At 68.6% G+C, this 22,351-nt stretch carries 16 protein-coding genes; 9 read left to right on the top strand and 7 right to left on the bottom strand.

Annotation, left to right across the window (positions count from 1 at the left end; all coding sequences use genetic code 11):
• Positions 1-21: 21 nt before the first annotated feature.
• The 7 genes from AB0I28_RS33045 to AB0I28_RS33015 form a co-directional block, all read right to left on the bottom strand.
• The gene (locus AB0I28_RS33045) at positions 22-1,041 is read right to left on the bottom strand and encodes a hypothetical protein (protein ID WP_357499643.1); all 1,020 of its coding nucleotides are present in this window, start codon (positions 1,039-1,041) and stop codon (positions 22-24) included.
• Between the two features lie 23 nt (positions 1,042-1,064).
• Positions 1,065-7,397, bottom strand: coding sequence for a helicase-related protein (locus tag AB0I28_RS33040; RefSeq protein WP_357499642.1), 6,333 nt, complete (start codon positions 7,395-7,397; stop codon positions 1,065-1,067).
• Positions 7,398-7,483: 86 nt separating this feature from the next.
• Positions 7,484-7,735, bottom strand: coding sequence for a hypothetical protein (locus tag AB0I28_RS33035; protein ID WP_357499641.1), 252 nt, complete (start codon positions 7,733-7,735; stop codon positions 7,484-7,486).
• A gap of 92 nt (positions 7,736-7,827) precedes the next feature.
• Positions 7,828-8,862, bottom strand: a complete 1,035-nt coding sequence (locus tag AB0I28_RS33030) for a DUF4192 domain-containing protein (protein WP_357499640.1) — start codon at positions 8,860-8,862, stop codon at positions 7,828-7,830.
• 55 nt (positions 8,863-8,917) lie between these two features.
• Positions 8,918-9,991 (bottom strand): DUF4192 family protein, encoded by a 1,074-nt coding sequence (locus AB0I28_RS33025; protein ID WP_357499639.1) that lies wholly within the window; start codon positions 9,989-9,991, stop codon positions 8,918-8,920.
• Complete coding sequence (locus AB0I28_RS33020) at positions 9,988-10,281, bottom strand: hypothetical protein (RefSeq protein WP_357499638.1); 294 nt, start codon at positions 10,279-10,281, stop codon at positions 9,988-9,990. Before AB0I28_RS33020 ends, AB0I28_RS33025 begins: the two co-directional genes overlap by 4 nt.
• A 40-nt stretch (positions 10,282-10,321) precedes the next feature.
• On the bottom strand, positions 10,322-11,422 hold the full coding sequence (locus AB0I28_RS33015; RefSeq protein WP_357499637.1) for a M23 family metallopeptidase: 1,101 nt from the start codon (positions 11,420-11,422) through the stop codon (positions 10,322-10,324).
• Between the two features lie 208 nt (positions 11,423-11,630).
• On the opposite strand from AB0I28_RS33015, the gene AB0I28_RS33010 reads away from it, so the two are divergent.
• The 9 genes from AB0I28_RS33010 to AB0I28_RS32970 all read left to right on the top strand — a co-directional run bounded on the left by AB0I28_RS33010 (position 11,631) and on the right by AB0I28_RS32970 (position 22,328).
• Positions 11,631-11,942, top strand: a complete 312-nt coding sequence (locus AB0I28_RS33010; RefSeq protein WP_357499636.1) for a hypothetical protein — start codon at positions 11,631-11,633, stop codon at positions 11,940-11,942.
• A 216-nt stretch (positions 11,943-12,158) separates the two neighbouring features.
• Complete coding sequence (locus AB0I28_RS33005) at positions 12,159-12,749, top strand: hypothetical protein (protein ID WP_357499635.1); 591 nt, start codon at positions 12,159-12,161, stop codon at positions 12,747-12,749.
• The gene (locus tag AB0I28_RS33000) at positions 12,746-14,068 is read left to right on the top strand and encodes a hypothetical protein (protein ID WP_357499634.1); all 1,323 of its coding nucleotides are present in this window, start codon (positions 12,746-12,748) and stop codon (positions 14,066-14,068) included. Before AB0I28_RS33005 ends, AB0I28_RS33000 begins: the two co-directional genes overlap by 4 nt.
• Positions 14,069-14,077: 9 nt before the next feature.
• The gene (locus AB0I28_RS32995) at positions 14,078-15,553 is read left to right on the top strand and encodes an SCO6880 family protein (RefSeq protein ID WP_357499633.1); all 1,476 of its coding nucleotides are present in this window, start codon (positions 14,078-14,080) and stop codon (positions 15,551-15,553) included.
• A gap of 72 nt (positions 15,554-15,625) precedes the next feature.
• Positions 15,626-16,336, top strand: coding sequence for a hypothetical protein (locus AB0I28_RS32990; protein WP_357499632.1), 711 nt, complete (start codon positions 15,626-15,628; stop codon positions 16,334-16,336).
• Positions 16,337-16,352: 16 nt separating this feature from the next.
• Complete coding sequence (locus AB0I28_RS32985) at positions 16,353-16,706, top strand: XF1762 family protein (RefSeq protein ID WP_357499631.1); 354 nt, start codon at positions 16,353-16,355, stop codon at positions 16,704-16,706.
• Positions 16,703-18,136 (top strand): hypothetical protein, encoded by a 1,434-nt coding sequence (locus AB0I28_RS32980; protein ID WP_357499630.1) that lies wholly within the window; start codon positions 16,703-16,705, stop codon positions 18,134-18,136. The genes AB0I28_RS32985 and AB0I28_RS32980 overlap by 4 nt, the downstream gene beginning before the upstream one ends.
• Positions 18,133-20,088: a type IV secretory system conjugative DNA transfer family protein gene (locus AB0I28_RS32975; protein ID WP_357499629.1), complete on the top strand. Its 1,956-nt coding sequence runs from the start codon at positions 18,133-18,135 to the stop codon at positions 20,086-20,088. The genes AB0I28_RS32980 and AB0I28_RS32975 overlap by 4 nt, the downstream gene beginning before the upstream one ends.
• Complete coding sequence (locus tag AB0I28_RS32970) at positions 20,085-22,328, top strand: DNA primase (protein ID WP_357499628.1); 2,244 nt, start codon at positions 20,085-20,087, stop codon at positions 22,326-22,328. Before AB0I28_RS32975 ends, AB0I28_RS32970 begins: the two co-directional genes overlap by 4 nt.
• Positions 22,329-22,351: the final 23 nt, after the last annotated feature.

Here is a 22,351-nt window from a genome sequence, read left to right as displayed (position 1 = left end):
TGCTCCTGGTCGGTGTCGTGGTTAGCGGTGACGGGTGTGGGTGGTGTTGGGTGAGGTCGGGTCGGGGATTGGCGTGGTGGTGGGGATAGCCGTGGTGGCGGCGCGGCCTTCGGCGGCCAGGTCGGCGGGGTGCCCCTGCCGGAACGCGGGTTGGAAGGGCTCATCGAGGTTGAGTTCGGCGACGGCGACCATGGCCTCGCCGGCGATCGTGCGGACTTTCTCGGCGGCTTCACTCCAGGCGGGCTGCTCCGGTTGGCGGGCTTCGAGTCCTTCGAGGACTGCCAGCAGCCATTGGGGGTCGCGTTCCCGGTTCGCGGCCGCACCGGCCTCGAGGAGTTCGGGCACGGTGGCGTCGTAGAGCAGCCGGATGCGTTCAGTCTCGGCGGCGAACCCGAAGGCGCTGAGTGGCGGCGAGTGTGGGAGCTCGGGCCGGGCGGCCAGGTAGTAGTCCATCCACGGCTTGCTGATGGCCCGGTCGATCTCAGTGGAGCGACGGGTGACGAAGTCGACCATTTCTTTGCCCGCGCGCGGATCGCCGGTGGCGTTGAGCTCGTGCAGGTAGGTGGAGTGCATGTGCAGGGTGAGCAGCTCACGGGTGCGTGGGCTGATGTTGTGGGCGGTGCGGTGGATGGTGTCGGCGTAGAGGTGATTGAGGGCGGTCTTGCGGTCGTCGGGCATGGATGCGACAGCACCGGCGAGGTGCGGCAGCCTCTGGTAGTAGTTGAGCTGGTCAGCGAGCTTGGTGGTGAAATCGGCTTGTCCGACCAGCACACGCCGGTTCAGGTAGTCGCCGGCGTCGCGTGAGCTACGGGCGATGGGTTCGTTGATGCCGGTGGCCAGGTGGGTCAGATGCTGCAGAACAAGATCGGTGCTGGCGGGGAAGAACTCGGCGAGGCCGATGCGCAGTTGCCCCAGCGGCATCATCGGGAGGTGCTGGCGTGGTTCGGGGGCGGATGGGGGTCTTGCGGGCCGTGTGCCCGGCCCGGTGATGTTGCGTTGGTCGCCGTGGACTGCCCGGCCGGTCTGGCTGAAGTCGGTCATGGTGGTACCTCTTTCTCTGTCGGCTATCGACGGGGAGCGGGGATGCTGCGTGGTTCGGCGGTGAGGTCGAGCGCCGGCGACGGGCCGGGGGCCTCAGCGGTGACCGTGCCGCCGTGGCGCTGGGAAGCCAGCTCGGTGGGGGACGTCGTGGTGGAGCCGTGGGCGTAGTGAAATAGGGCCCACATGGTCTTGGCATCCTCAGGGGTAACTTCGCGAGCGGGGTCGTCCCAGTCGGGTTCGGACAGGGCCCGGTAGTACAGCCACACGAGGGCCGCGCGGTCGTTTTCGACGCCGGCGATCTCAGCGACGGTGTCGACGGAGTCGATGCGGTCTCCGGTCTCGGCGAATGCCTGCGGGTAGTGCAGTTCCATGTGGATGTGGAGCCAGGCACTGGTGCGATCGTCGAAGGCGTGGTTGGCGCGGTGGACGACCTCGGCGGTGAAGTCGGCCAGCTCGGTCAGGCCGGGGGCGTCGAGGGAGTCGATGTGGGCGGCGAGGGCCTTCTCGTCGTCGGTGACGGCCAGTCCCGCCAGGACGTAGAGGTTGTCGATGTGGTCACGGCGACTGTTGGTGATGTAGGTGCTCAAATCGGGTTCGGCGCGGGCGTCGATGCCCGGGCCAGCGGCGCTGGTGGCCTGGCGGGCCAAGTGAACGACGAGGGCGGCGGTCGCTTCGGGGTGGTTGTTGACGTGGCGGCTGGCGGCGTCGTGCAGGACTTCGGGGTCGAGGATGCTGGCGGGCATCGGGTGCTCCTGGGGTTCGGGGTCGGGTTCGGTGAGGGTGCTGGTGACGGGACGGGCGTGTTCGCGGGTGATGTGCACGCCGAGGTCGTGGGCGTGCTGGGTGAGGTTGGCGATGTATGTGGCCCAAGGCTTGGCGTTCGGCCAGGTCTTTTCGCCGTGGACCAGAAGGGACATCGCCAGCAGAAAGTTGCTGTTGGCCCACGCGGATTCGGCCTGGACAGTCAGGTCTGGCAGGCGGTGTTCCCACCGTTTGCAGAGGTCGGCGTAGTCGGGGCCACTGGCAGTGCGTTCTCCGGGATCGGTGGCGATGAAGTGCCGGATCCACACGTGCTCAGAGGCGTGGGCTCTGGTGACTTCGGTGACGACGACGGCGTCGGCGGCGGCCTCACCTTGGTGAGACTCACCGCGGCCGTAGCGGGGTGGGGTGAGCTCGCGGACGGCTTGGGCCAGGAAGAGCCACCGCTCCGGGGTGGCCGGGACACCAGCGACGGCGTACGCGAGCGGAACCAGCGTGGCCTCGAATCGGTGCCGGGCGGCGGCGTCATCACGCAGGGCCTGGACAGCCGGCGGGACCTCCTGGGGGTCGGGGAGGCGTTCGTCGAGGAGGTCCCAGAAGTGCGCGATGAGTGGGATGCGGGCCTGCTCGATGGTGAAGTTCAATGCGAGGCGGTGTGCGTAGCGGCTGGTGGCCAGCGCCGAGACCGCGACCTCGATCACCTCGCGCCCTTGCTCGGGGAGTTCGGTGGTCATCGACGGGATCCGGGAAACCGCCGGGGTTTCCTGCCCGTGCGCGGCGCGCTGCTGCCACACAGGCGTCGAGGTGACCGATCGGCTGGCGGCCACGGCGGCCGCCGCGTCAGTGCCGCGTGGTGTCGCCTGCTGCCTGCCGGTGGTGGAGGTTTGAGTTTTGGCGTCCTCGTCGGTGATCACGTCGAGGCCGAGTTCCTGCTCCACGCGGGCGAGTTCGGCGCGGGCGGCGGCGAGCTCGGCGGTGTGCGCGAAGGGCTTGTCGTGCTCGGTGACGGCCTGCTCGGTGTCGGTGCGCAGCTGCTGGATTTTGGCGGTGAGCCTGCGTTGCTGGGTGGGCAGTGCGTCCAGGTGGATCGCGAGCGCGTCGGCGAGGGATGTTTCGCGGGCGGGGTCGGTGAGGGTGAGGGGTTCGGGGATGCCGTCGAAGGCGACGGTGACGGTTTCGATGTCGTGGCGGCGGTCGTAGTGGTAGCTGAGGGTGAAGTCGAGGTCGCGGAAGGCGCCGCGGATCTCGGAGGGCCCGTTTCGGAAGGCGAGCCTGTTTCTGGCGGCCAGGTCGCGGTAGTTGTTGACGTGTTCCCCCAGCGCAGCGTCCACGTTGTTTTTCCCGCTGTGGTCGGCTCTGCCCAGGCGCAGCTCCCATGTGCCGGTGTTGGCCGTGGCGATGGGTAGGCGCTCGTCTAGGAGCTGGAGGGCCTGGGTGGTCTTGTCGAGGTTGGTGTTGTTGTCTTGGATGCGCCAGGCGAGCATGTTGCGGGTGCGATCGTGGGAGCGCTGGAGGCGTTCGAGGTTGGCGACGCGCTCGGCGAGGCGTGTGGCTGTCACCAGGAGTGGGCTGCCGGAGGTGGCGGCTTTGAACTCGGCGGCGTTGAGTTCGTCGTCGTGGGGGGCGGTGACCTCGCGGAGGCTGTAGTCCTTCAGGAACAGGACCTTGATGAATCCGGCCTTGTTCTCGGCGAGCTGGGCTACGTAGGCGTCTCCTGAGGGGGTGGTGCCGTACTGGTAGATCTGGATCTCGGGGTTCTGGTTGCCGGGGCGGTTGATGCGCCCGATGCGTTGGGTGGTGTCGCCGGGCCGCAGTTTGGGGTCCAGTAGGTGCATGGCGATGGCGCGGTCTTGGACGTTGACGCCTTCGCCGAGGGTGGCTGTGGAGCCGATGAGGACGTTGATGGCGCCGGTGCGGGCGGCGTCCAGCATCGCCTCGCGTTCGTCTGTGCCGGGCGCTTCATGGATGAAGGCGATCTTGTCGGCGGGCACGCCGCGGTCGATGAGGAGGCGCTTGAGTTCGCTGTAGGCGTCCCACTCGTCGTTGTTGACCTTCTCGGTGCTGTAGACGCCGAGGTCCGCGAAGGCGAACTGGAGCGCCCCGGGAACGGGGTGAGGTTGACCGTCATCGTCGAGGTAGACGTTGGCGGCGGTGGCATGGTGGATTCGTGCGATGTTGTCGGCGGCAACTTCGACCTTGGTGGTGCCGGTGGTCTCGACGCCGACCAGGTGCAGGTCGAGGGCGGCGGCGATGGAGTTGGACAGGATCGTCAGCTGGTTGTCTTCGGTCTTGTCGACCTCCCGGGCGGCTATGGCGTCAAGGCGGTCGTGGAGGGACTGGGCGTAGTCGAGGTGCTCGGGGGTGGCCTCGACGGCGACCTGCGCAGGGCGGCGTTCACCGTCGGCACGTTCAGCCAACAGGGGGCCCTTGAGTCCGAGTTCTTCCTCGGAGCGCACGTCGGCGACGGAGTGCCACAGGCGCAGCAGTTCCCCGACGTTGGTGTAGGCCCGCTCGCGGGTCTTGATGCGCAGCCCTCCGGTGGGGGCGATCTCCACGGCGGTGCGGGTGGTGACGAACAAGGAGCAGAAGTCGTCGAAGTTGTGGACGCCGATGTCGCGCAGCAGGTGTGGGGCCAGTGAACGCAGCCACACATACACCTCGGAGATGGTGTTCAGGACCGGGGTGCCGGAGGCGACGATGCCGGTGCGGCCGTAGCGGTGGCGCATGTAGTCGCGTTTGGCGAGCATGTCGGCGGCACGGTTGGAGGGTCTGGAGGCGACGATGGAGGTGTGGCGGGTGGCGATGGGGATGTTCTTGTCGCGGTGGCCCTCGTCGCGGACGATGTAGTCGATGCCGGTCTCGTCGAGGTAGATGGTCCCGGCGGTTCGCTTGTCGCGTGCGGTATCTGCGCCGACACCGTGGACCCTCAGGAGGCGCTGGCGGGCGCGTTCCTTCTCCTTCTGGATGTCCTTGAACGCCCCGGAGCCTTTGCCGCGCTGGGCGGCCAGGTCGTCGTAGTACTCCAGCTCGCGGTCGATGTGGTCGCGCAGCGCCTGCGGTGACAGCGCCATCGACTCGAACATCTTCTCGGTGAGGATCACGCAGTCGACGTCGCGTGCGGCCAGGCTGGCGCTGAAGGCGCGTCGTCCTTCACCGGTGGTCTCGGCGTTGGTGGGCACGGCTAGACGCGCATCGGGGTAGAGGTAGCGCCAGGCGGTCTCGGTGGCGCCGAGGAGGCCTTTGGGAACGACCATGACGGGCTTGCTCACCAGGCCGAGCCGTTTGAGCTCGGCCATCCCGATGATCATTTCGGCGGTTTTGCCGGCGCCGACGTGGTGGGCGAGGACGACGCCGGGTTCGGCGATGATGCGGGCGATGGCGTCCCGCTGGTGGGCGTGGGGCACGAACCCCTCTCGCAGGCCGGGGAATGTGAGGTGGTCGCCGTTGTAGGCGCGGGGAACGGTCTGCCCGGCGCGCTGGTAGTAGTCGTCGGCGAGGCCTCGGGCGCGGCCGGGGTGTTCCCAGATCCACTCACGCCAGCGGGCTTTGATCGCTTCGGCTTTCTCCAGGGCGGCGGCGGTGGCGTCGGCGTCCAAGATGGTGCGGCTGTCGGTTCCGGTGGCGATGGTCTGGCGGATCTCGATGGCGGTGCCGCGCAGGATCTTCTGCAGCAGTGCGGCCGCCGGCATCTCCGGTGTTCCCCAGGTGACCGTTGAGGCGACCGAGCTGTCGCGGCGGTGTGACACCGTCCAGTTCGAGTCGACGAGGTGGGCGACAGTGAGCTCGTTGAGTTTCAGCAGCTCGCGGGCGAACTCTTGGACGAGTCCTTCGGGAATCCACGCAAGGCCGAGTTCGAGGCTGATCTCGCCGGGAGCCAGGCGTGCGGGGAGGACCGCCTCGAGGGCGGCGACGTTGCTGTCGAAGCGCGGGTCGGCCGCGGCGGCGTCGCGGGCGACGGCGAGCTTGTCGGCGACGCGTCCGGACAGGTACTCATCGGCGGTGACCAGGCGCCCGTGCTCGGCGGGGTCGTCGAAGACGAGGTCGCCGAGCTGCTGGCGCGTCTGGATCCGGTCGATGCCCAGTAGGTCGGAGATGACCTGCAGGTCGATGCCGCCGGTGCGGTCGCGGCAGACCGCTAGCGCGTCGGCGGCCGTGGTGACGGTGACCTCGGATCGGCACTGGGGGACGGTGAAGATGTCGGTGGGGACGATCTGGTCGTTCTCGTCGCGGCGTTCCAGGGCCAGGACCATCCCGGCGTAGGGGTCGCTGCGGAATCCGCCCTGGGGTGCGCGGGCGGTTCCGGCGTCGTCGCGGGTGATGGGCCCGTAGGTGTCGCGGTAGGACTGGTAGGCCGCGGTCAAGTCGGTGCGTGCGGTCACGGCCGTCTCGCCGTCGCCGTCGCGGTCGGCGGTCACGACGGCGCGGACCGCGTCGCGCAGCCGGAGCATGGCACGCAGTTCATCGGCCTGGCCGGCCGAAACGGCGTGGAGCTCGTCGACGCCGTCGCGCGTCGCGGTGAAGGTCCCGTCGGGGTGGGCGGTGAGGTACCCGTCGGGGTGGACTGGGATCGTTGCGGCGGGCTGGACGTGCAGTGGGACGGTGACGGGGTCGGGAACCTCGGTGACGGTGCTGGTGATGCTGGCCAGGGCTTCGCGCAGGCGGGTGGTGGTGTCGCCGTCGGCGGCGACGGTCAGGTCACTGCGGTGGCGGTTGCTGCCCAGGCGCAGTTCGCCGAGGACGTGGTCAGGGTGCGCAGCGAAGTAGTCGTTGATGTGCATGGGGTGCCCCGAAAGGAAGCGGGGGCTGCTGGTGACCCAGTCGGGATCGGTGAAGGGTGGTTCGTCGCGGCGCTGGAAGATGAGCAGGTCGCTGACGACGTTGGTGCCGGCGGCGCGCTGGTGGGCACCGTTGGGGAGGCGTACGGCGGCGACGAGGTCGGCCATGGCCGACATGTCACGGCGGGCGAAGGGTGCTTCGGCATCGAGGGTGTAGCGGGAGGTTAGGACGGCCATGAGTGCGCCGGGGCGCAGCAGGTCCAGGCCTTTGACGATGAAGTGGTTGTGGATGGGGTACCGGTTGTAGTTGTGGCGGGGGTCGTGGAGGGTGAGGTCGGCGTAGGGGACGTTGCCGACGACACCGTCGAGGCTGTCACTGGGGATGCGGGTGTGCTCGAAGCCTTCGTTGAGGATGCGGGCGTGGGGGTGAAGGTGGCCGGCGATCTCTGCGGTGATGGGGTCGAGTTCGACGCCGACGAGGTGGGTGTTCTCAGGAGCGGTGGCCAGGAAGTTTCCCGACCCGCAGCCGGGCTCGAGGACGTTGCCGCCGCGAAAGCCCAAGCGTGTCAAGGCGTCCCAGATTTCGCGGGTGTAGTCGACGTGGGTGAAGTGCGCCCACAGGACGCTGGCGGACGCGGCCGCCAGCTCGTCGGTGGATAGCAGGCTGATCAGGCGCTGGTGGGCTGCGGCGTAGACCGGGTCGGTCCCCCCGGCGTCGAGGGCTTTCGGGAGCGATCCCCAACCGGACCAGCGAGCGAGAACGGCCTGCTCGTTCGGGGTGGCGGCGTGGGTTCGCTCGCGCAGGTGGGTGAGGGTCTCCAAAGCGGCGAGGTTGGCGTGCAGGCGCGCTTCTGGAGTGGAAGGGGCGAGGTCGTCTTGACCTGCTGGCCGAAATCGCTGGAGAGGACTCAGGTGAGATAGGCGCGCAGGATCTCCTGTTCGGCCTGGAACCTCAGCGTCGTCTCGGCCTCCAGCCGTTCGATGAACGTCTGTTGTGGCAGGTCGGTGGTCTTGAGGAGCTGGCTGGTGCGTTTCTCGATCTGGTGGGCCATGTCCTCTCCGATCCTCAGGAAGTACGCCTCCGAGTCCCTGATCTGCTGGAACTCCTCGGGATGGTTGAGTTCGACGTGGTTCCTGGCGAGCTTGCTGTACTTCTTCACGGGGTTCCTCCGGGGTGGTGAACAGGGCGTCGAGGCCATCGAGGGCGACGGCGTTCCGGCGGGGCTTGCTGGATGCCGCCTTGGGGCTTCTTCTATCGGCCATGGCGGTGTCCATGGGTGGGTTCGGGATCCTCGGGCGTGGCGCCGTTGACGGATGGCGGTGTGGGGGTTCCGTCGTTGACCGGGCGGGTGTTTGCGGTGAACGTGGCCGGATCGGTGAGTGCCGTGAGCAGGCTGCCCATCGGCGGGAACTTCTTGGGGTTGGTGGTGTTGATCGCCATCGCGATTAGGTCGTAGAGACGGGAATCGGGTCGGGCGACGCGGGCAAGGCCGATGGCGTCGCGGGCGAGGGCTCCGTGACCGGACCGGAATGCCGCGTATGCGACCTGGCTGGCAGGCTCGCCGACGTGTGTGTCGGGGGCGTGACGAAGGACGAACAGCCACACCGGAAGGGCGCGTTTGGGATCGTTCTCAGTGATGCCGAATCCGAGGGCCTCACCGTGGCGGTCGCGCAGGCTGTTCAGGATCTGGGCGCACTCGGTCACGTCGGGAAAGGTGCCGGCGTCCGTGTGGTTGCGGACTAGGGCGACGGCGGCCGGTCCGTGCATTCCCGTTTTGAGTGCCGCCTCGATTGCGATGGAGACCTTGCGGAGTTCGTCATCGGGGGCCGAGTCGAGAAGCGCGGTGATGGCGTCGCGGTCGGGCAGTGCCGTCATACCCCTGGCGACCATTTCAGCGGCGACTGGCGAGTAGGTGGTGATGCGCTGCCCGTTGTCGGGGTCGTGGGGGTCGTGGCGGCTCCAGTACGACCCATCTGTGACCTGGATGACTCGCTGCAGGTCGATGTCGTGGTAGCGGAAGGCAATCGCGGCGACGTTGAGCGCGTCGTCGACCTGCTGTGATGGTCCGTACCCGATGACGTGCGCGCTGGTGCAACCGTCCTTGGCGAGCCTTTCGGCCACCTCGTCGATGTGGATCCCGGCGGCGGAGACCTGGTTGGCCGACTGGAAGTGCCCGTCGATGATGCCGATGGCGACCAAGTCACCGTCGGCTGGGTGGAACCTGAGCAGGAACGGTACGGCGGCGACGATTTCGAGGCCGGTGCGCAGGGGAATGGGCTCGGTCACGGGATGCTCCTTGCGGGTGCTGCCTTACGGGGTTGGCTTCGCGGCGGAGGGCGGGTTAGTGGGCGCGGTGGTGCCTGGGGCCGGGCGCGGGTTCGGGGGGTGATGTTGCGCTTGCGGGCTCGGCGGGTTCCAGCCGTGGCCCGTCTGGGCGACCGCGTGCCACGAGCGCGGCAGGATGGAGGGGGTGGTTGGCGGGAATCTCGGCCAGGGGGAGTTCATTTGGGTCGCGCTTGAGCGCGATGACCCTGGCGATCAGGCTGATGAGCTCGGAGTGGGGAGCAGCGGCACGGGCGATGGCGATGGCGCCACCGGCCAGGACACTGTCGCCGCAGCGGAACGCGGCGTAGGCCGCCTGCAGGGCGGCGTCCGCGCGGTGTCCGTCGGGAGCGTGGCGGGTTATGTAGAGCCACAAGGGCAGCGCACCCTGGGGATCGGTGTCAGTGCGGGCGAGCCCGTGCATGTTGATGTCGGGTTCGCGCAGGCCGGTCAGGATCTGGGCGACCTGAGCGGCATCGGGAAAGGTTCCCGCCTCGAGATGGCTATGAATGGCGACGACGGCGCGTTCACCTTTCACCCGCGACGGATTGTTGCTGGCCTGGGGCAGGGCAGCGGTCACTGGCGTCAGCTCGCTGGGGGGCGCCGGTGTGAGCTGAGCAGTGACTGCTGCACGATCGGGTAGTGCCGCGATACCTGCGGCGATGAGGGCCGCGGCTGTGGGTGAGGCGGCATCGGGGACGGGAAGCCCGTCTGGTGGAACGTGATCGGAACCGCGGTCCCAGTACCGGCCGTCGGTGACACGTGCGGATCGTATGACGCTCATACCCTGCTGCTGGCAGGCGGTTTCGATGGCGTCAAGGATGGGTGTGACCTTGTCGGCGGGGCCGTAGCCAACCAGTGCCAGTGCAGTGCATCCGCGCTTGGTCATCGCCCATGGAAGGGAAACGGCACCGGCGGCGGCACGCTCGTCAAGTATCGGAAGCCGCGCGCTGACGGTGACCTGCCTGTTGTCGTTGAGTCCGATGATCGCGAGATCCCCTTCGCTGGGGTGGAAGCGGAGGAGGTATGGAACAGCCGCGATGAAGTCACTGGTGGTGGCGAGCCTGAGCGGGGTGGCGAAAGGATCGGTCATGACCGGCTCCGGGCGGTGGTGATCGTGCCGGTGGTGAGGTGGGTCTTGACGCGGGAAGCGTTCGGGCGATGCCGGCCTCGATAGGTGGGGTGTTGTCGGCGGGAATAGCTCCAGGCGGCGCCGAGGCTGGCGGCGCCCGCGGCGAGTAGGGCTAGCACGACAGCCGCTACCGATCGTTCGGCCAGGTGTTCCCAGATCGCCACGCCTGTCATCGCGGGGGTGGCGCTGGCGGTGGCGAGGTAGATGATTCGGATGTGCAGTTCGGCGGCGGGGTGCGAACGCGTGAACATGGAACCTCCTGAAGGTGGGTTGCCGACACCGGCTTCTTGATCAAGGAGTTGGCAGTGGGGCGCCGCGGGCGGCCATGAATTCCACGGGCGAGGTCGCCCCGCCCGAGGAGCCGTCGTTGTTGAGGTGGACCTCGAAGTGCAAGTGCGGGCCGGAGGAGTTGCCGGAGCTGCCGACCTGACCGAGGACGTCGCCAGCGTTGACCTTCTGGCCGACGATCACGGCGGGTTTGGTGCCCATGTGGCAGTAGCGGGTGATGATCCTTTCGGCGTGGGTGATCTCGACGTACCAGCCGCAGCCGAGGATCGAGACGGACCCGTCGACGTCGCAGGAGTAGTAGCCGCCGCCTTGTGTGTGGGCGTTGCAGGTGGCGAGAGTGACGGTGCCGGCGGCGGCGGCGTGGATGGCGGCACCGCGAGCGGCGCCCAGGTCGACTCCGTCGTGGGTGGGGCGCTCACTGCTGCGGTAGGCACTGGTGATGGGCGCGTTCACCGGCACCACCCAGCCACTAGGGCCAGCACCGGGGCAGGTACCGAAGGCGTTGCCGGGGGCGCCCTGTCTGCCGCTCCCTGACAGGGTGGAAACCACCGTGGTGGCCAGCGGCTCCCATTTGGCGTAAGCCTCGGGATACGCCGAGATCTGGACTGCTTGGGCAGCGCGGGTCAGCGGCATCTGCTCCCAGCCGCTGATGCGCGCCAGCTTGTCGTAGAACTTCCCGGCGGCGTAGTACGGGTCGAGGATCTCCTCGGAGCTTCCCCAGCCCTGACTGGGGCGCTGCTGGAACAGGCCGAGCGAGTCGTGGTCGTTGGCGTCGCCGAGGTGGCCGTAGTTGTGGAGGGTCGACTCCTGCATCGCGGTAGCCACGGCGATGATCCAGCCGCGCTGGGCGAACTTCTTGTCCTGCCCGACACGGATGATGATCGCGGCGTGGCGGACCTGTTCGGGGTTGAGGGATTCAATCGCTGGGAGAGGACTGTCGGGATCGACGCCCCCGACGCTGCCGCAGGAGGCCATCAAGGTGGTCCCCCCGAGGAACGCGCCACCGCAGCAACAAGCGATCAGCGCTATGGCGCCGAAGACGACCCACAGAAGGGCAGAACGCGACATCGTGCCGGCCTTGCCCGCCTTGCCACTGGAGTTCATTCCCCGCCTCCGATCCCGTGATTACTGACGGAATCGAGCACACCTGCACGGGCGGGTCATGGGCGTGGTGCGCCCCGTAGCGCCCCGTAGCGCCCAGTCGGGGCGCTACGGGGCGCTACGCCTTTGACCACGGGTTTGACACCCCCTCGCGGCGAGTGTCGTTGTCGAGCGGCCCAGCTGGGGCCGTCGCGACACAGGAGACGGTCACATGATCAATACCCTTGGCGCCTGGGCCTCTTCGTGGCTCCAGGCGGGCTTCCTCGAAGAGATCCCCGAGATCACGCCCATCCCCATCCCTGGATTGCAGGAGCTGTCGGGCAAGTTGCTGGGCTGGGCGAAGTGGACGCTGATGCTCGCCGGCGTTCTCGGTCTGATGATCTGCGGCGGGATGATGATCCTCGGCCGCCGGAACCGCTCAAGCACCGCCGTTGACGGCGCGGTGGGCATCCCGTGGGTCATCGGCGGCCTCACCGTCGGAGCGATCGCGACGTTCGTCGTCGGCGTCGCGCTCCCGGACTAGGCGATCGCCGTGCCCGAATCCCACACGCTTCGGAGCGAGCCGGTCCGACCGGCATCACGCTCGCGGTCGAAGATCGTCGCCCTCATCACCGTCGCCGCGGTCGTCGTCGGATGCATGGTGGCCTTCGGACGCGGCGGCCTGGCCGGCTCTTCTACTTCTCCTGACTCCGCTGGCGGAAATCAGCCTCCGCCAGCGGCAGAGGGTCCTCCCGGCAGCTTGGTCGCCTCCCCGGGAGGACCCTCACCCAACGTCGACATCGGCCCCCTGACGTGGACGGCGCTGATCGGTGTGTCCCTGCCGGTGTCGGCCACGCATGGCCCGACGCGGACCGACGGGCTGCACGCCGAGGGCTTCAGCCACGACAAGGCGGGGGCAGTCCTGGCGGCGGCACACATCGCGCTGCGCTTGGACCCGCACATCGGTTCGACGGTCCTGGAGACCACCATCTCCGGTCAGGTCACCGGTGAACCCGGTGACATCGAGGCCCTGCGCACCCGCCTGCTAGGCGCCTACCAGCAACTCGCCTCCTCCCTCGGTGGCGGAGGCGGCGCGCCGGTCGGGCGACTGAGTGCCGCACCGAGAGCGTTCCGGGTCGCCGTCGACGGCGACAGCGCACAGGTGTGGCTGGTCGTGGAGGGCGCCGGGCCCGAGGGCTCGGTTCAGTTCAAGGTCGTAGCGCTGCACCTGACCTGGGCAAACGAGGACTGGCGGCTGCACGCCCCGCCGGGCGGGTCCTGGACGTCACAGGCGACCGCGCTCGCCGACATCTCCGGTTACCAGGACCTGCTGAAAGGGAGCACGCCGTGAGCGAGGACTGCGACGTCTACGACCTGTCCTGCCAGACCAAGGACCTGGTGGCCGAAGCCAGCGAGACGGGCCTGGAATGGCTGGTGGTCAAGATCGCCGAGGGCATCAACTGGCTGCTGACGGCTTCAGCCACGTTCTGGACCGAGATTCCTGCGGTCGACACCACCACCAACATGGTCGCCCCCGGCACCGCAGAGCGCGGCTACCCGCTGTCGATTATCACGTCGTGGACGCTGCCGATCATCGCGCTGATCCTCACCGGCGGCATCTTGTGGAATGCCCTCCAGATGGTCCTCTCCCGAAAGCCGCAACCGCTGATCCAGATCGTGAGGGGGGTGTGGAACACCGCGCTGTTCTCAGCGGTGTCGCTGACCGGGACGAGCCTGGTCCTCAAGGCCGGTGACGAGTACTCGCAGTTCGTGCTGGACATCGGCATGAAGGAGATCAACACCGTCAACTGGGGCACGGCCACCAGCGAGATCCTCGGCTTGGTCGGTGCGTCGATCCTGACCTTCGGGATGCCCATCGCGCTGTACCTGATCATGCTGCTGATCGCGCTGCTGGGCTCGATCGCGCAGATCGTGCTGCTGTTGTTCCGCGAGGGCGCGATCGTGATCCTGGCCGGGCTGTTGCCGCTGGCCGCGGCCGGCACCATCGCCGGACCCACGTCGCAGTGGAAGAACAAGGTCCTCACCTGGCTGCTCAGTTTGTGCTGCTACAAGCCCATGGCCGCCACCGTGTACGCAACGGCGTTCTACATGGCCGGCCACCGCGGCAACGATTTCTGGACTCGCATGATCGGTCTGGCGATGATCGCCGCGAGCGTCGTGGCGCTCCCGGCGCTGATGAAGTTCTTCAACTGGACCACCGGGGCCCTTTCCAGTGGCGGCGGTGCGGCCTCCGCGCTGGCGGGGGCCGGTTCCTCGATCGCCCACTCTCGCGCGTTCAACAAGGGCGGCGCCGCCCAAGACCACGCCGCCCACATGGACTCCGGCTCCAAACCCCCGCCGCCTGGCGGCGGAAGTGGTGCCGGTGGCGGGGATGGCGGGCCACCAACACCCAAGCCCGACCCGAAGGGGCAACCCAAATCCGGAGGCGCGAAGGAGGGCGCCCAGCCGTCGGCGTCGAACATCGGCGCCGCCGAGAGCGGCGGAGCCACGCCTCCGGCGCCGTCGGGTGCTGCTCCGTCCGCCGGAGGCAGCGGCGGGAAGGCCCCCGGAGGCGGCGCCGGGGGCGCTGTCACAGCGGGCATCAAGATCGGCCAAGAGGTCGGGAAGCAAGCCGGTGCCCAGTTCGATCGCGCTTCGAAACCCACTTAGGAGACGGTGATGTCGGATCGTTCGGTTCGCACCTACGGCGGTTGGCGCCGCTCGCGGGGCATCGGTTTGTTCGGGTTGGAACAGTTCCAGACCGTGTTGGTGCTGGCCGCTCTGACCGCGCTGCTGATCACTGTGTCGGTGGCTTTGCCGGCGCTGATCGTGGTCGGGCCCATCGCCGCGATCGTGTTGGTGCTGGCAATCGCGCGCTGGGACGGGGTGACTCTAGTGTCGATGGGCCGCCAGCGGATGCGCTGGCTGCTGGGTACATCCAAGGGGCACCACCGCTATGCCGGAGGGCTGGCCGGGAACGGCCAGCACCCCTGGGAGCTGCCCGGGGTGCTGGCCGCCACCCACGTGGTCACCGCCTCCGACGCTTCCGGGGAGTTCGGGGTGGTGCACCATCGCCGGCTGGGGACTTTGACGGTGGCTCTGGATGTAGCCGCCTCCGCACCCTGGCTCGTCGACGACGACCAGGTCGACTCCTGGGTCGCCAACTGGGGCTCGTGGCTGGCCGGCCTCGGGCATGTTCCGGCGCTGAGCTGGGTCAACGTCATCGTCGACACCGCACCGGCGTCAGGGACCCGATTGGCCGACTACGTGTCGACGCGTATGGCGCCGACCGCGCCGGCCGCCGCGCGGCACCTGCTGTCCAAGCTCGTGGCGGCCGCACCGTCCACCGCCGCCGATGTGTCCACGTGGGTGGCGCTCACCTTCGACCCGTCGATGTTCCTGTCGAAACCGAAGAACCTTGAGGACTCCATCGCCGAGGTCGTGCAGCTGCTGCCCGGCCTGCAGGACGCACTGGGCGGCTGCGGAGTGAGCGTGCTGAGCCGCATGGACGCCGCGCAACTGGCCGGGATCGTGCGCGCGGCGTTCGACCCGGCCGCGCGTGGAGCGGTGACCCGCGCCCTCGAAGACGGCAGCGACCGCAAGGACTTGTCGTGGCAGGCCGCAGGACCGGTGGCCGCCGAGGAGACCTGGGACTACTACCGGCACGAGTCTGCGCGATCGGTGTCCTGGTACTGGCATGAGGCCCCCCGGCACAACGTGACCGCCTACGTGCTCGCGCGGCTCATGGCGCCCTCGCGGCATCCCAAGCGGGTGTCGTTGATGTACCGGCCGTTCACCGCCGCCGAGGCCGCCAAGACCGTGGAGCGGGAGGTCAACGCTGCTGACTTCCGCGACGCGCTGCGCGCCGCGCAACGCCGAGACGAGAAAGCCCGCGACCGCGCCGACCGGGACCGCGCCAACCGCGCCGCCTACGAGGAAGCCGCCGGGGCCGGGCTGGGACTGACCTCGATGGTCGTCACCACGACCGTCACCAGCGAAAGCGACCTCCCGCACGCCGTCGCCGAGGTCGAGACCCTCGCCGAGGCCTCGAAACTGCTGATGCGCCGGGCCTGGGGCGGCAACGCCGCCCTGTTCGCCGCGACGCTGCCGCTGGGGATCTGTCCGCCCGTCCTGGCCAGAACCTGGCCGAACTGACGCCTTCGCCTATGTCCCACGCCCTCCCTGCCTTGCCTCTTCTGAGCTCCTCACACCCCTTAGGAGATCCCGATGCTCGACTACAACACCTTCTGCGAAGCCTCCGACGCCCTCATCGGCGACAGGTCCGCGGCCACGGCACTGCGTCGGCTGGTGGCGGGGATGGCCGACCCCAGCCCGTCCGCAGGCCCGGGTACCGACGCCCGGGCCGCCGCCAGCGAGGACGCCTTCGCCAAGAGATACACCGCCTGGATCGCTGCGGATCTGGAGTCCCCGACCGTCATCGAAGGCCACGACGCCCTCATCGCTCATCTCGCTTCACTGGAACCCGACCAGCGGTACGCAGTCGGGGAGGAAGCCGCACGCTGGGTCCACCGGATCGCCACCGCCTTCGACGAGCCGAAGCGGGCCTGGCTGGAACTGCATCTGCTCACCGAGTTCCCGCAGCAGCTGCGCGCGACCGGCTCGATCCCCAACGCCATCAGCCAGATCACCGACATTGCTGGGGTACCGCACGAGGCTAGCGCGGAGGCCGCGTCCTACCTGGTCTGTCGGGTCTTGGCCACGAACGCGTGGGAGCAGGGGAAGGAGCACGACTCCGGGGGGTTTCGTGCGGCCTACCAGGCCCGGTTCGGCGACAACCCGTTCTCGCCATCGTCGACGGCGGCGCAGCTGGCCACACAACGCCGCGAGCTCGCCAGCTCGACGACTGCCGCGCCGACGGTCTCACCCGACGTGGCGGTTCCCGACGGTCTCCGTCCCGCCCCCACCCACCACCGCTGACGGTTCGGAGGACCCCATGCTCACTCTGTCGGTCGTCGACATCCCCGACATTCCCCTGGCCCGGTTCGCCCTCGGCGCCACCGACCATCTTGGGCGCCTCTGCGCGATGGTCACCGTCTGCCATCCCGTCTACTCCCTCGACGAGGACGGCGTGACCTTGGAGGTCACCGACTCCATGGGCGAGCTCATCGGCAACGCCGCGCCCCTGCTATATACCGCAGCGTGGCGCGCCGCGCGCGGCTTGGGTTACAAGCGCTTGCTCTCCCGCGAACACACCGGCTTCACCGGCGAGGTCTTGCAGGGCTTGGGCTGGCGGAAGGCCGAGGTGTTCACCCTCAACGGTGAGGTGCTGTGGGAGGTGCGCGCGTGAACGCCCCGGTCACCTCGGTCCCGCCCGCCTGGGGGCGCCACGCACCCGGCGCCGGCCGTGCCCTGCACGTCCCGGAAGTCCCGGAGTTTTCCAACACCACCCGCCATCCCTTGTTCCCGTTCGTCGCCGGGTCGGGCGCACCGCACGTGGGGGTCCCGATCGGGCGGCACATGCACAACGCTGAAACCGTCGGGCTGGATCCACTGGCATGGATGGACGCCGGGATGGTCTCCAACCCCGGCATGTTCTTGCTGGGACAACCCGGAATCGGCAAGTCCTGCCTGGCCAAACGCCTAGTGGTCGGCATGAGCGCCTTCGGAATGCAGCCGTTGATCCTCGGTGACACCAAGCCCGACTACACCCGGGTGATCAAGCATCTTGGTGGACAGGTCATCGATGTCGGGCGCGGCCGTTCCCGGATCAACCCGCTGGACGCCGGCCCACTGGGCGCGGCACTGCGGCAAATGAGCGGAGAGGCCGCCGAGCGGGTGCGCCTAGAGGTCCATGGGCGGCGGTTGTCCCTGTTGATGGCGCTGCTGACCCTGGTGCGACGTGCCCCGATCTCCAACCACGAGGAGATCGTCCTGTCCCGCGCGGTGGACCTGCTCGCCCGCCGGCAGGGCGCCGGTCCCGACCCGACGGTCCCTGACGTGCTGCGGCTGCTGCGGGAAGGGCCCCACGCGCTGCGGGAAGCGATCGGAACCACCAACGCCGAGACCTATGCGCGCGTCACCGCCGAGCTGCTACCGACCTTGACGTTGCTGTGCGAAGGCGCGCTCAAAGGCATCTTCGACGGGCCCACGACCGAACCGATCGACCTGGCGGCACCGGCCGTAAGCATCGACATCTCCTCCCTGCGCACGTCCGGAGACCAGCTCGTGAGCGCGGCGATGCTGTCGTGCTGGGCGTACGCGTTCGCCGTCGTCGACGCCGCCGCAGTGCTCGCCGAGCAGGGCCTGGCCCCACGCCGGCGGTTCCTGGCGGTGATGGACGAGCTGTGGCGAGCCCTCCGCGGCGCTCCCGGGCTCGTTGAGTATGCCGACAGCCTCACTCGGCTGAACCGGCAGCTCGGCATGGCTTCTCTGATGATCACGCACTCGCTCGATGACCTGACCGCGCTGGCAACCGAGGAGGACAGGGCGAAAGCCAGGGGCTTCGCCGAACGGTCCGCGATCAAGATCGTGGCCGCGTTGCCTGAGCGGGAGCTGCGGAAGGTCTCCGAGATCACCCGCCTTTCGGAGGCGGAGATCGCGTTCGTGTCCAGCTGGGCCGGCACGGCGATGACTGGACGGCGTGCCGGGATCCACCCCGGGCGCGGCAAGTACCTGATCAAGACCGGTGAGGGCCCTGGTCTTCCAGTGTCCCTGCAGCTGGTGGAGGACGAGCTGTGGCTCTATGACACCGACGCGGCCATCCGGGAGGAACGATGAGTGGCGCACTGCGTCCCCGCGTCGGTGGGTTCTCCGGCCCCACCGGGGCCTACATCCTCATTGGTGCGGCGTGGGGGTTGATCTGCGCCGGTTGGCTGACTTGGTCCGCGGGACGCGTGGCTGCCTGGATCACCGGCGCGGAGCCGGGGTTGGAGTTCGGTGCGGCCTTCGCTGTACGTGTCGTCCAGGGTGAGTTCGCGCTCGCCTTCGGCGGCACGCCACTGTGGCTGGTGGCAGTGCTGTCGGTCCTATTCATCGCCGCGCCGGCCTCCGGGATCTTGATCGGGGTGCGGTTGTGGCGCGGTTCTGGCACCGAGCCAGGGGATCCGCTGGTGTCGCTGGCGAGCGTGGACGAGGTCAAGGCGTTGACGGCTGCCAAGCAGGCACCCAACGCCAAGCGGCTTCGAGATGATCTTCATGACATCGACATCGGGGACTTGACCGACCGCGACACGGGCCTGGCGCTGGGGGACATGATGCTCCCGCGCGGAAGGAAAGGCCCTCTGCTGGTGTCTTCCTGGGAGGACTGCGTGCTGGCGTTCATGGGTCCTCGGTCGGGAAAGACCGTCGCGCTGGCATCCCCGCACATCCTTGACGCCCCCGGTGCGGTGATCGCCACCTCCAACCGCGCCGACATCTGGGCCACCACCCATGCCGCACGCGCCCAGCGAGGCGCGGTGTGGGCCTTTGATCCTCAAGGCCTGCTGTATCAGGAGCAGACCTTCTGGGTCGATCTGCTGGCCGGTGTCGAGTCCTTCGAGGAGGCAGCACGTCTGGCCACGCACTTCACGACCCGCTTGCGCGCTGGTGGGAAAGGGGGCAGCGATTTCTGGCTGGATGCCGCCGAGGAGCTGTTGTGCGGACTGATTCTGGCCGCGGCGTATAAGGACGGTGGCACGATGCGCGATGTGCAGGCGTGGCTGGCCGACTCCAGCGACACCGCCCCGGTGCGGCTTCTGCGCGACAACAAGTACCCGGAGGCCGCTCGCGCCCTGACGAAGGCCCAGAACGGGGCGGTGGAGACTCGTGACGGGATCTACCAAACCGCAGCCACGGCCGCGCGGTGTCTACAGGACCCGAAGCTGCTCGTCTGGATCACGCCGTCGTCGCAGGACCCGAAGCTGCGCAGGCTGCTGCCTTCGCATTTGGCGTTGTCTGCTACCAGCAAGCAAGCCGACACGCTGTACATCCTGGCCAAGGACGGTGCCGGCAGTGCGGCCCCGTTGGCCGCTGCGCTCCTTGACCAGGCTTTGCGTGCCGCTGTGCGGGTGTCGGAGGCCAACGGCGGGAGGATGCCGATCCCGTTCGTGGTGATCGCCGACGAGGCCGCCAACGGGGCACCACTCATCGAGCTGCCCGCGTGGCTGAGCCATTTCGGTGGCAGGCTCATCCAGTTGGTGATCATCCTCCAGAACATCGCCCAGGGCACACCGGTGTGGGGTGAGCAGGGGATGGCCACCATGTGGGCGGCGGCGACGGTCAAACTGGTCGGCGCTGGCACCGACGACACCAAGTTCGCCGGGGACGTCTCCACGTTGATCGGTGACCATGATGTACCTGTGGAGTCGATCTCCCGTGACGCGCAGGGCTACCGCAGCGTGTCAGTGAGCCTTCGCAGGCAGCGGATCCTGGCTACCGAAGACATCCGTGCCATGGCCAAGCAGACCGCAGTCGTGTTCGCCTCAGGAACGCGTCCGACGATGGTGTCGATGCGGCCGTGGTTCAAGGGCCCCGACGCCGAGCAACTCACCGAGGACGTCCTGGAGGCCATCGATGCCATCGCCGACAAGGCGTCCCTGGACGCTCTGTTCGCCGAGGCGCCGTTCCTGGCCGACCGCAAGCGCCGTAAGGAGGCGGCCGCGAAGGCGAAGGGCGCCGCGCTCATGCCGGTTGAGACACCGGCGACGCCGAAACCGGTGGTGCCGCGGTTCGTGGACCGGAGAGCGCCGTGACCGTGCCGACGGAGCGGCTGTATGAGGCCAACCAAGTCGCCGCCGACTTCTACTGCGCGCAACTGGGCACCACCGTGGCCGGACACAACGACCTCGGGCTGTCCTACCTAGAGAGCAGGGGAATCGACCCCGTGGCCGGCCAGCTCGCCTATCAAATCGGGTACGCCCCCATGGGCGGCAACGACGGCTGGCAACACCTCTATCGGGCTCTGCGGGAGCTGGGGTTCAGTGACCCCGAACTGATTGAGGCCGGCCTGGTCAAGATGAACAACAGGGGGCGCATCTTCGACGTGTTCCGCGAGCGCGTCGTGTTCCCCATCCGAGACGAGCGTGGGGTGGTCGGTTTCCTCGGCCGTGTCGACCCGCAGGCCCCTGTCGACGGGGTCTACAAGCCACCTAAGTGGCTGAACACCAGCGAGAACACCGTCTTCAGCAAAGGAAACCTGCTGTACGGGCTCCATGAGGGCCTCACCGGTCCCTACGAGGCCCTCGACCCGCCGCGGTTCGATGCGGTGCTGGTGGTGGAGGGACCGGCCGATGTCGCCTCCGTCGCCGGAATCCCCACCGGGCCCGGGCTGCCGAGGTTCCTCGTCGTCGCACCGGGCGGTACGGCGCTGACTCCGGGGCAAGTCGCGCTGGCCGCGGAGGCCACAGCACACCTCGGCGATCTACCAATCGTGGCGGCCTTCGACGCAGACCCTGCGGGATACAAGGCGGCTGAGAACGCCTATGACTTGCTCGTCGACTGGCGCGGCAAGTGCGAGGCGGTGGTGTTGCCGCCGGGCCTCGATCCGGCGGAGCTGACGGCGTCGTTTCCTCCCAGCCAGCGCCAGCAGGCGCTGTCCGCGCTGCAGGAGGCGCGGGTCGGGCTGGGGCATCACCTGGTGATCCGGCGTCTGGAGGCTCTGCGTGTGAAGGCGCTGCGTCCCGAGCACCTGGACTTCACCGCCCTGCCGGCGATGGTGCCGCTGCTGCAGCGGGTGACCGATCGTGATCCCGCCGACGGGACCATGGGAATGCTGGAGACCGCCGCACGGCTGGGAGTCGACGCGATGCGGGTCAAGGAGGCGGTGTTCCCCGAGGAGGACCACCGGGCTTGGAGCAGCGAACCTCCCGAGCCGGATCGCGATGAGGACTTCGGCCCTGACGCCGGAGACGACGATCTCGTCGACGAGCACGCACCCGTCGACGACACCGTGGCGGGCGATGTGCTCGCCGATGACGGGACGCGCTGGGTCAGCGAGTTGCGGGGCGCCGCCCGGGACGAGTTCCTGGACGCCGCTGTCCCTGACGGGCACATCTTCAGCCGCCGCGGGGACGGTGTCGCCGCGGTCCATCCACAGGGTGAGTGGTCACGGGTGTACGCCGGGTCCCGGTTCGATGCCGACACCGCGCGCCGGGTGTGGGTGGTGGCCGAACCGGCTGACGACAGCGTCGAAGCCGCGAAGACCGCCGCCTTCGTCGGACGCGTCGCCGAAGTCGTGGCCGCCGCGGCCGGTCCGCACGCCGCGCTCGCCGAGGCGCACCAGGCGCTGCTGGGGAAATGGTGCTACGACCCGATGAACACGCGCGCGGTCCTGCCGGATGTGCATCTGACGGTGGTGACCTATCAGGAGTCGCTGTCGGGTGCCTGCCGGATGGAGGCGGCCTTCACCGGGGCGGGGATGCTGGCGGCTCTATCGGCCCGTGATGGTGACGTGGACTGGCTGGACGGTCTGGCTGACGGGGTCAACCGGTCGTCGCGGTTTCCGGCGGGCACGGCAGTGGGTCTTCTGCTCGACGGGACGTCGCCGGGTTTCGTTCCCAGGGAGCGGTTGGCGCGCCTGGAGGTACTGCCGGCAGTCGACGGCGGGCTGCGGTCGGGTGAGGCGCGGCGGGTGGTGCTGGATCCGGTACCGACGCGGGTGCTGATCGGCGATTCCTCACTGCGGCGGGTACCCGTCGATCGGTTGCGGGAGGCGCTGATGGGGCCGGATGCGGCCGCGGCGGTACGGCGGGTGGCGTGGGAGGCTGGGGCGGCGGCGTCGCCGCCGGTGCCGTTCGCGCCGGATCGGGGGGCGGCGATGGTGATCGCGCCTGGAGAGTTTCCGACTCCGGCGATCGCTCGTGCGGTGGACCTGGCGTTCCAGCGGCGGGGAGCCCCCGTCACCCCGCTGGTTCCCACGCTGGTCTCAGCGAACCCGCCGCCGGCAGTACCTGGACAAGCCCGGGTAGAGGTCGTGCGGGGCAGCCGCCGTTGAGTGCTTTGGTGGAGCTTCGTGAG

This window comes from Phytomonospora sp. NPDC050363, assembly GCF_040655735.1.
In the GTDB taxonomy this organism is placed as follows: domain Bacteria; phylum Actinomycetota; class Actinomycetes; order Mycobacteriales; family Micromonosporaceae; genus Phytomonospora.
This window is presented reverse-complemented; position numbering and strand designations above follow the sequence as displayed.

What these genes read in the sequence shown, in the direction of transcription:
- AB0I28_RS33045 (WP_357499643.1), bottom strand. Translation starts at nt 1,041, where the DNA reads ATGACCGACTTCAGCCAGACCGGCCGGGCAGTCCACGGCGACCAACGC.
- AB0I28_RS33025 (WP_357499639.1), bottom strand. Translation starts at nt 9,991, where the DNA reads ATGACCGATCCTTTCGCCACCCCGCTCAGGCTCGCCACCACCAGTGAC.
- AB0I28_RS33020 (WP_357499638.1), bottom strand. Translation starts at nt 10,281, where the DNA reads ATGTTCACGCGTTCGCACCCCGCCGCCGAACTGCACATCCGAATCATC.
- AB0I28_RS33015 (WP_357499637.1), bottom strand. Translation starts at nt 11,422, where the DNA reads ATGAACTCCAGTGGCAAGGCGGGCAAGGCCGGCACGATGTCGCGTTCT.
- AB0I28_RS33010 (WP_357499636.1), top strand. Translation starts at nt 11,631, where the DNA reads ATGATCAATACCCTTGGCGCCTGGGCCTCTTCGTGGCTCCAGGCGGGC.
- AB0I28_RS32995 (WP_357499633.1), top strand. Translation starts at nt 14,078, where the DNA reads ATGTCGGATCGTTCGGTTCGCACCTACGGCGGTTGGCGCCGCTCGCGG.
- AB0I28_RS32990 (WP_357499632.1), top strand. Translation starts at nt 15,626, where the DNA reads ATGCTCGACTACAACACCTTCTGCGAAGCCTCCGACGCCCTCATCGGC.
- AB0I28_RS32985 (WP_357499631.1), top strand. Translation starts at nt 16,353, where the DNA reads ATGCTCACTCTGTCGGTCGTCGACATCCCCGACATTCCCCTGGCCCGG.
- AB0I28_RS32975 (WP_357499629.1), top strand. Translation starts at nt 18,133, where the DNA reads ATGAGTGGCGCACTGCGTCCCCGCGTCGGTGGGTTCTCCGGCCCCACC.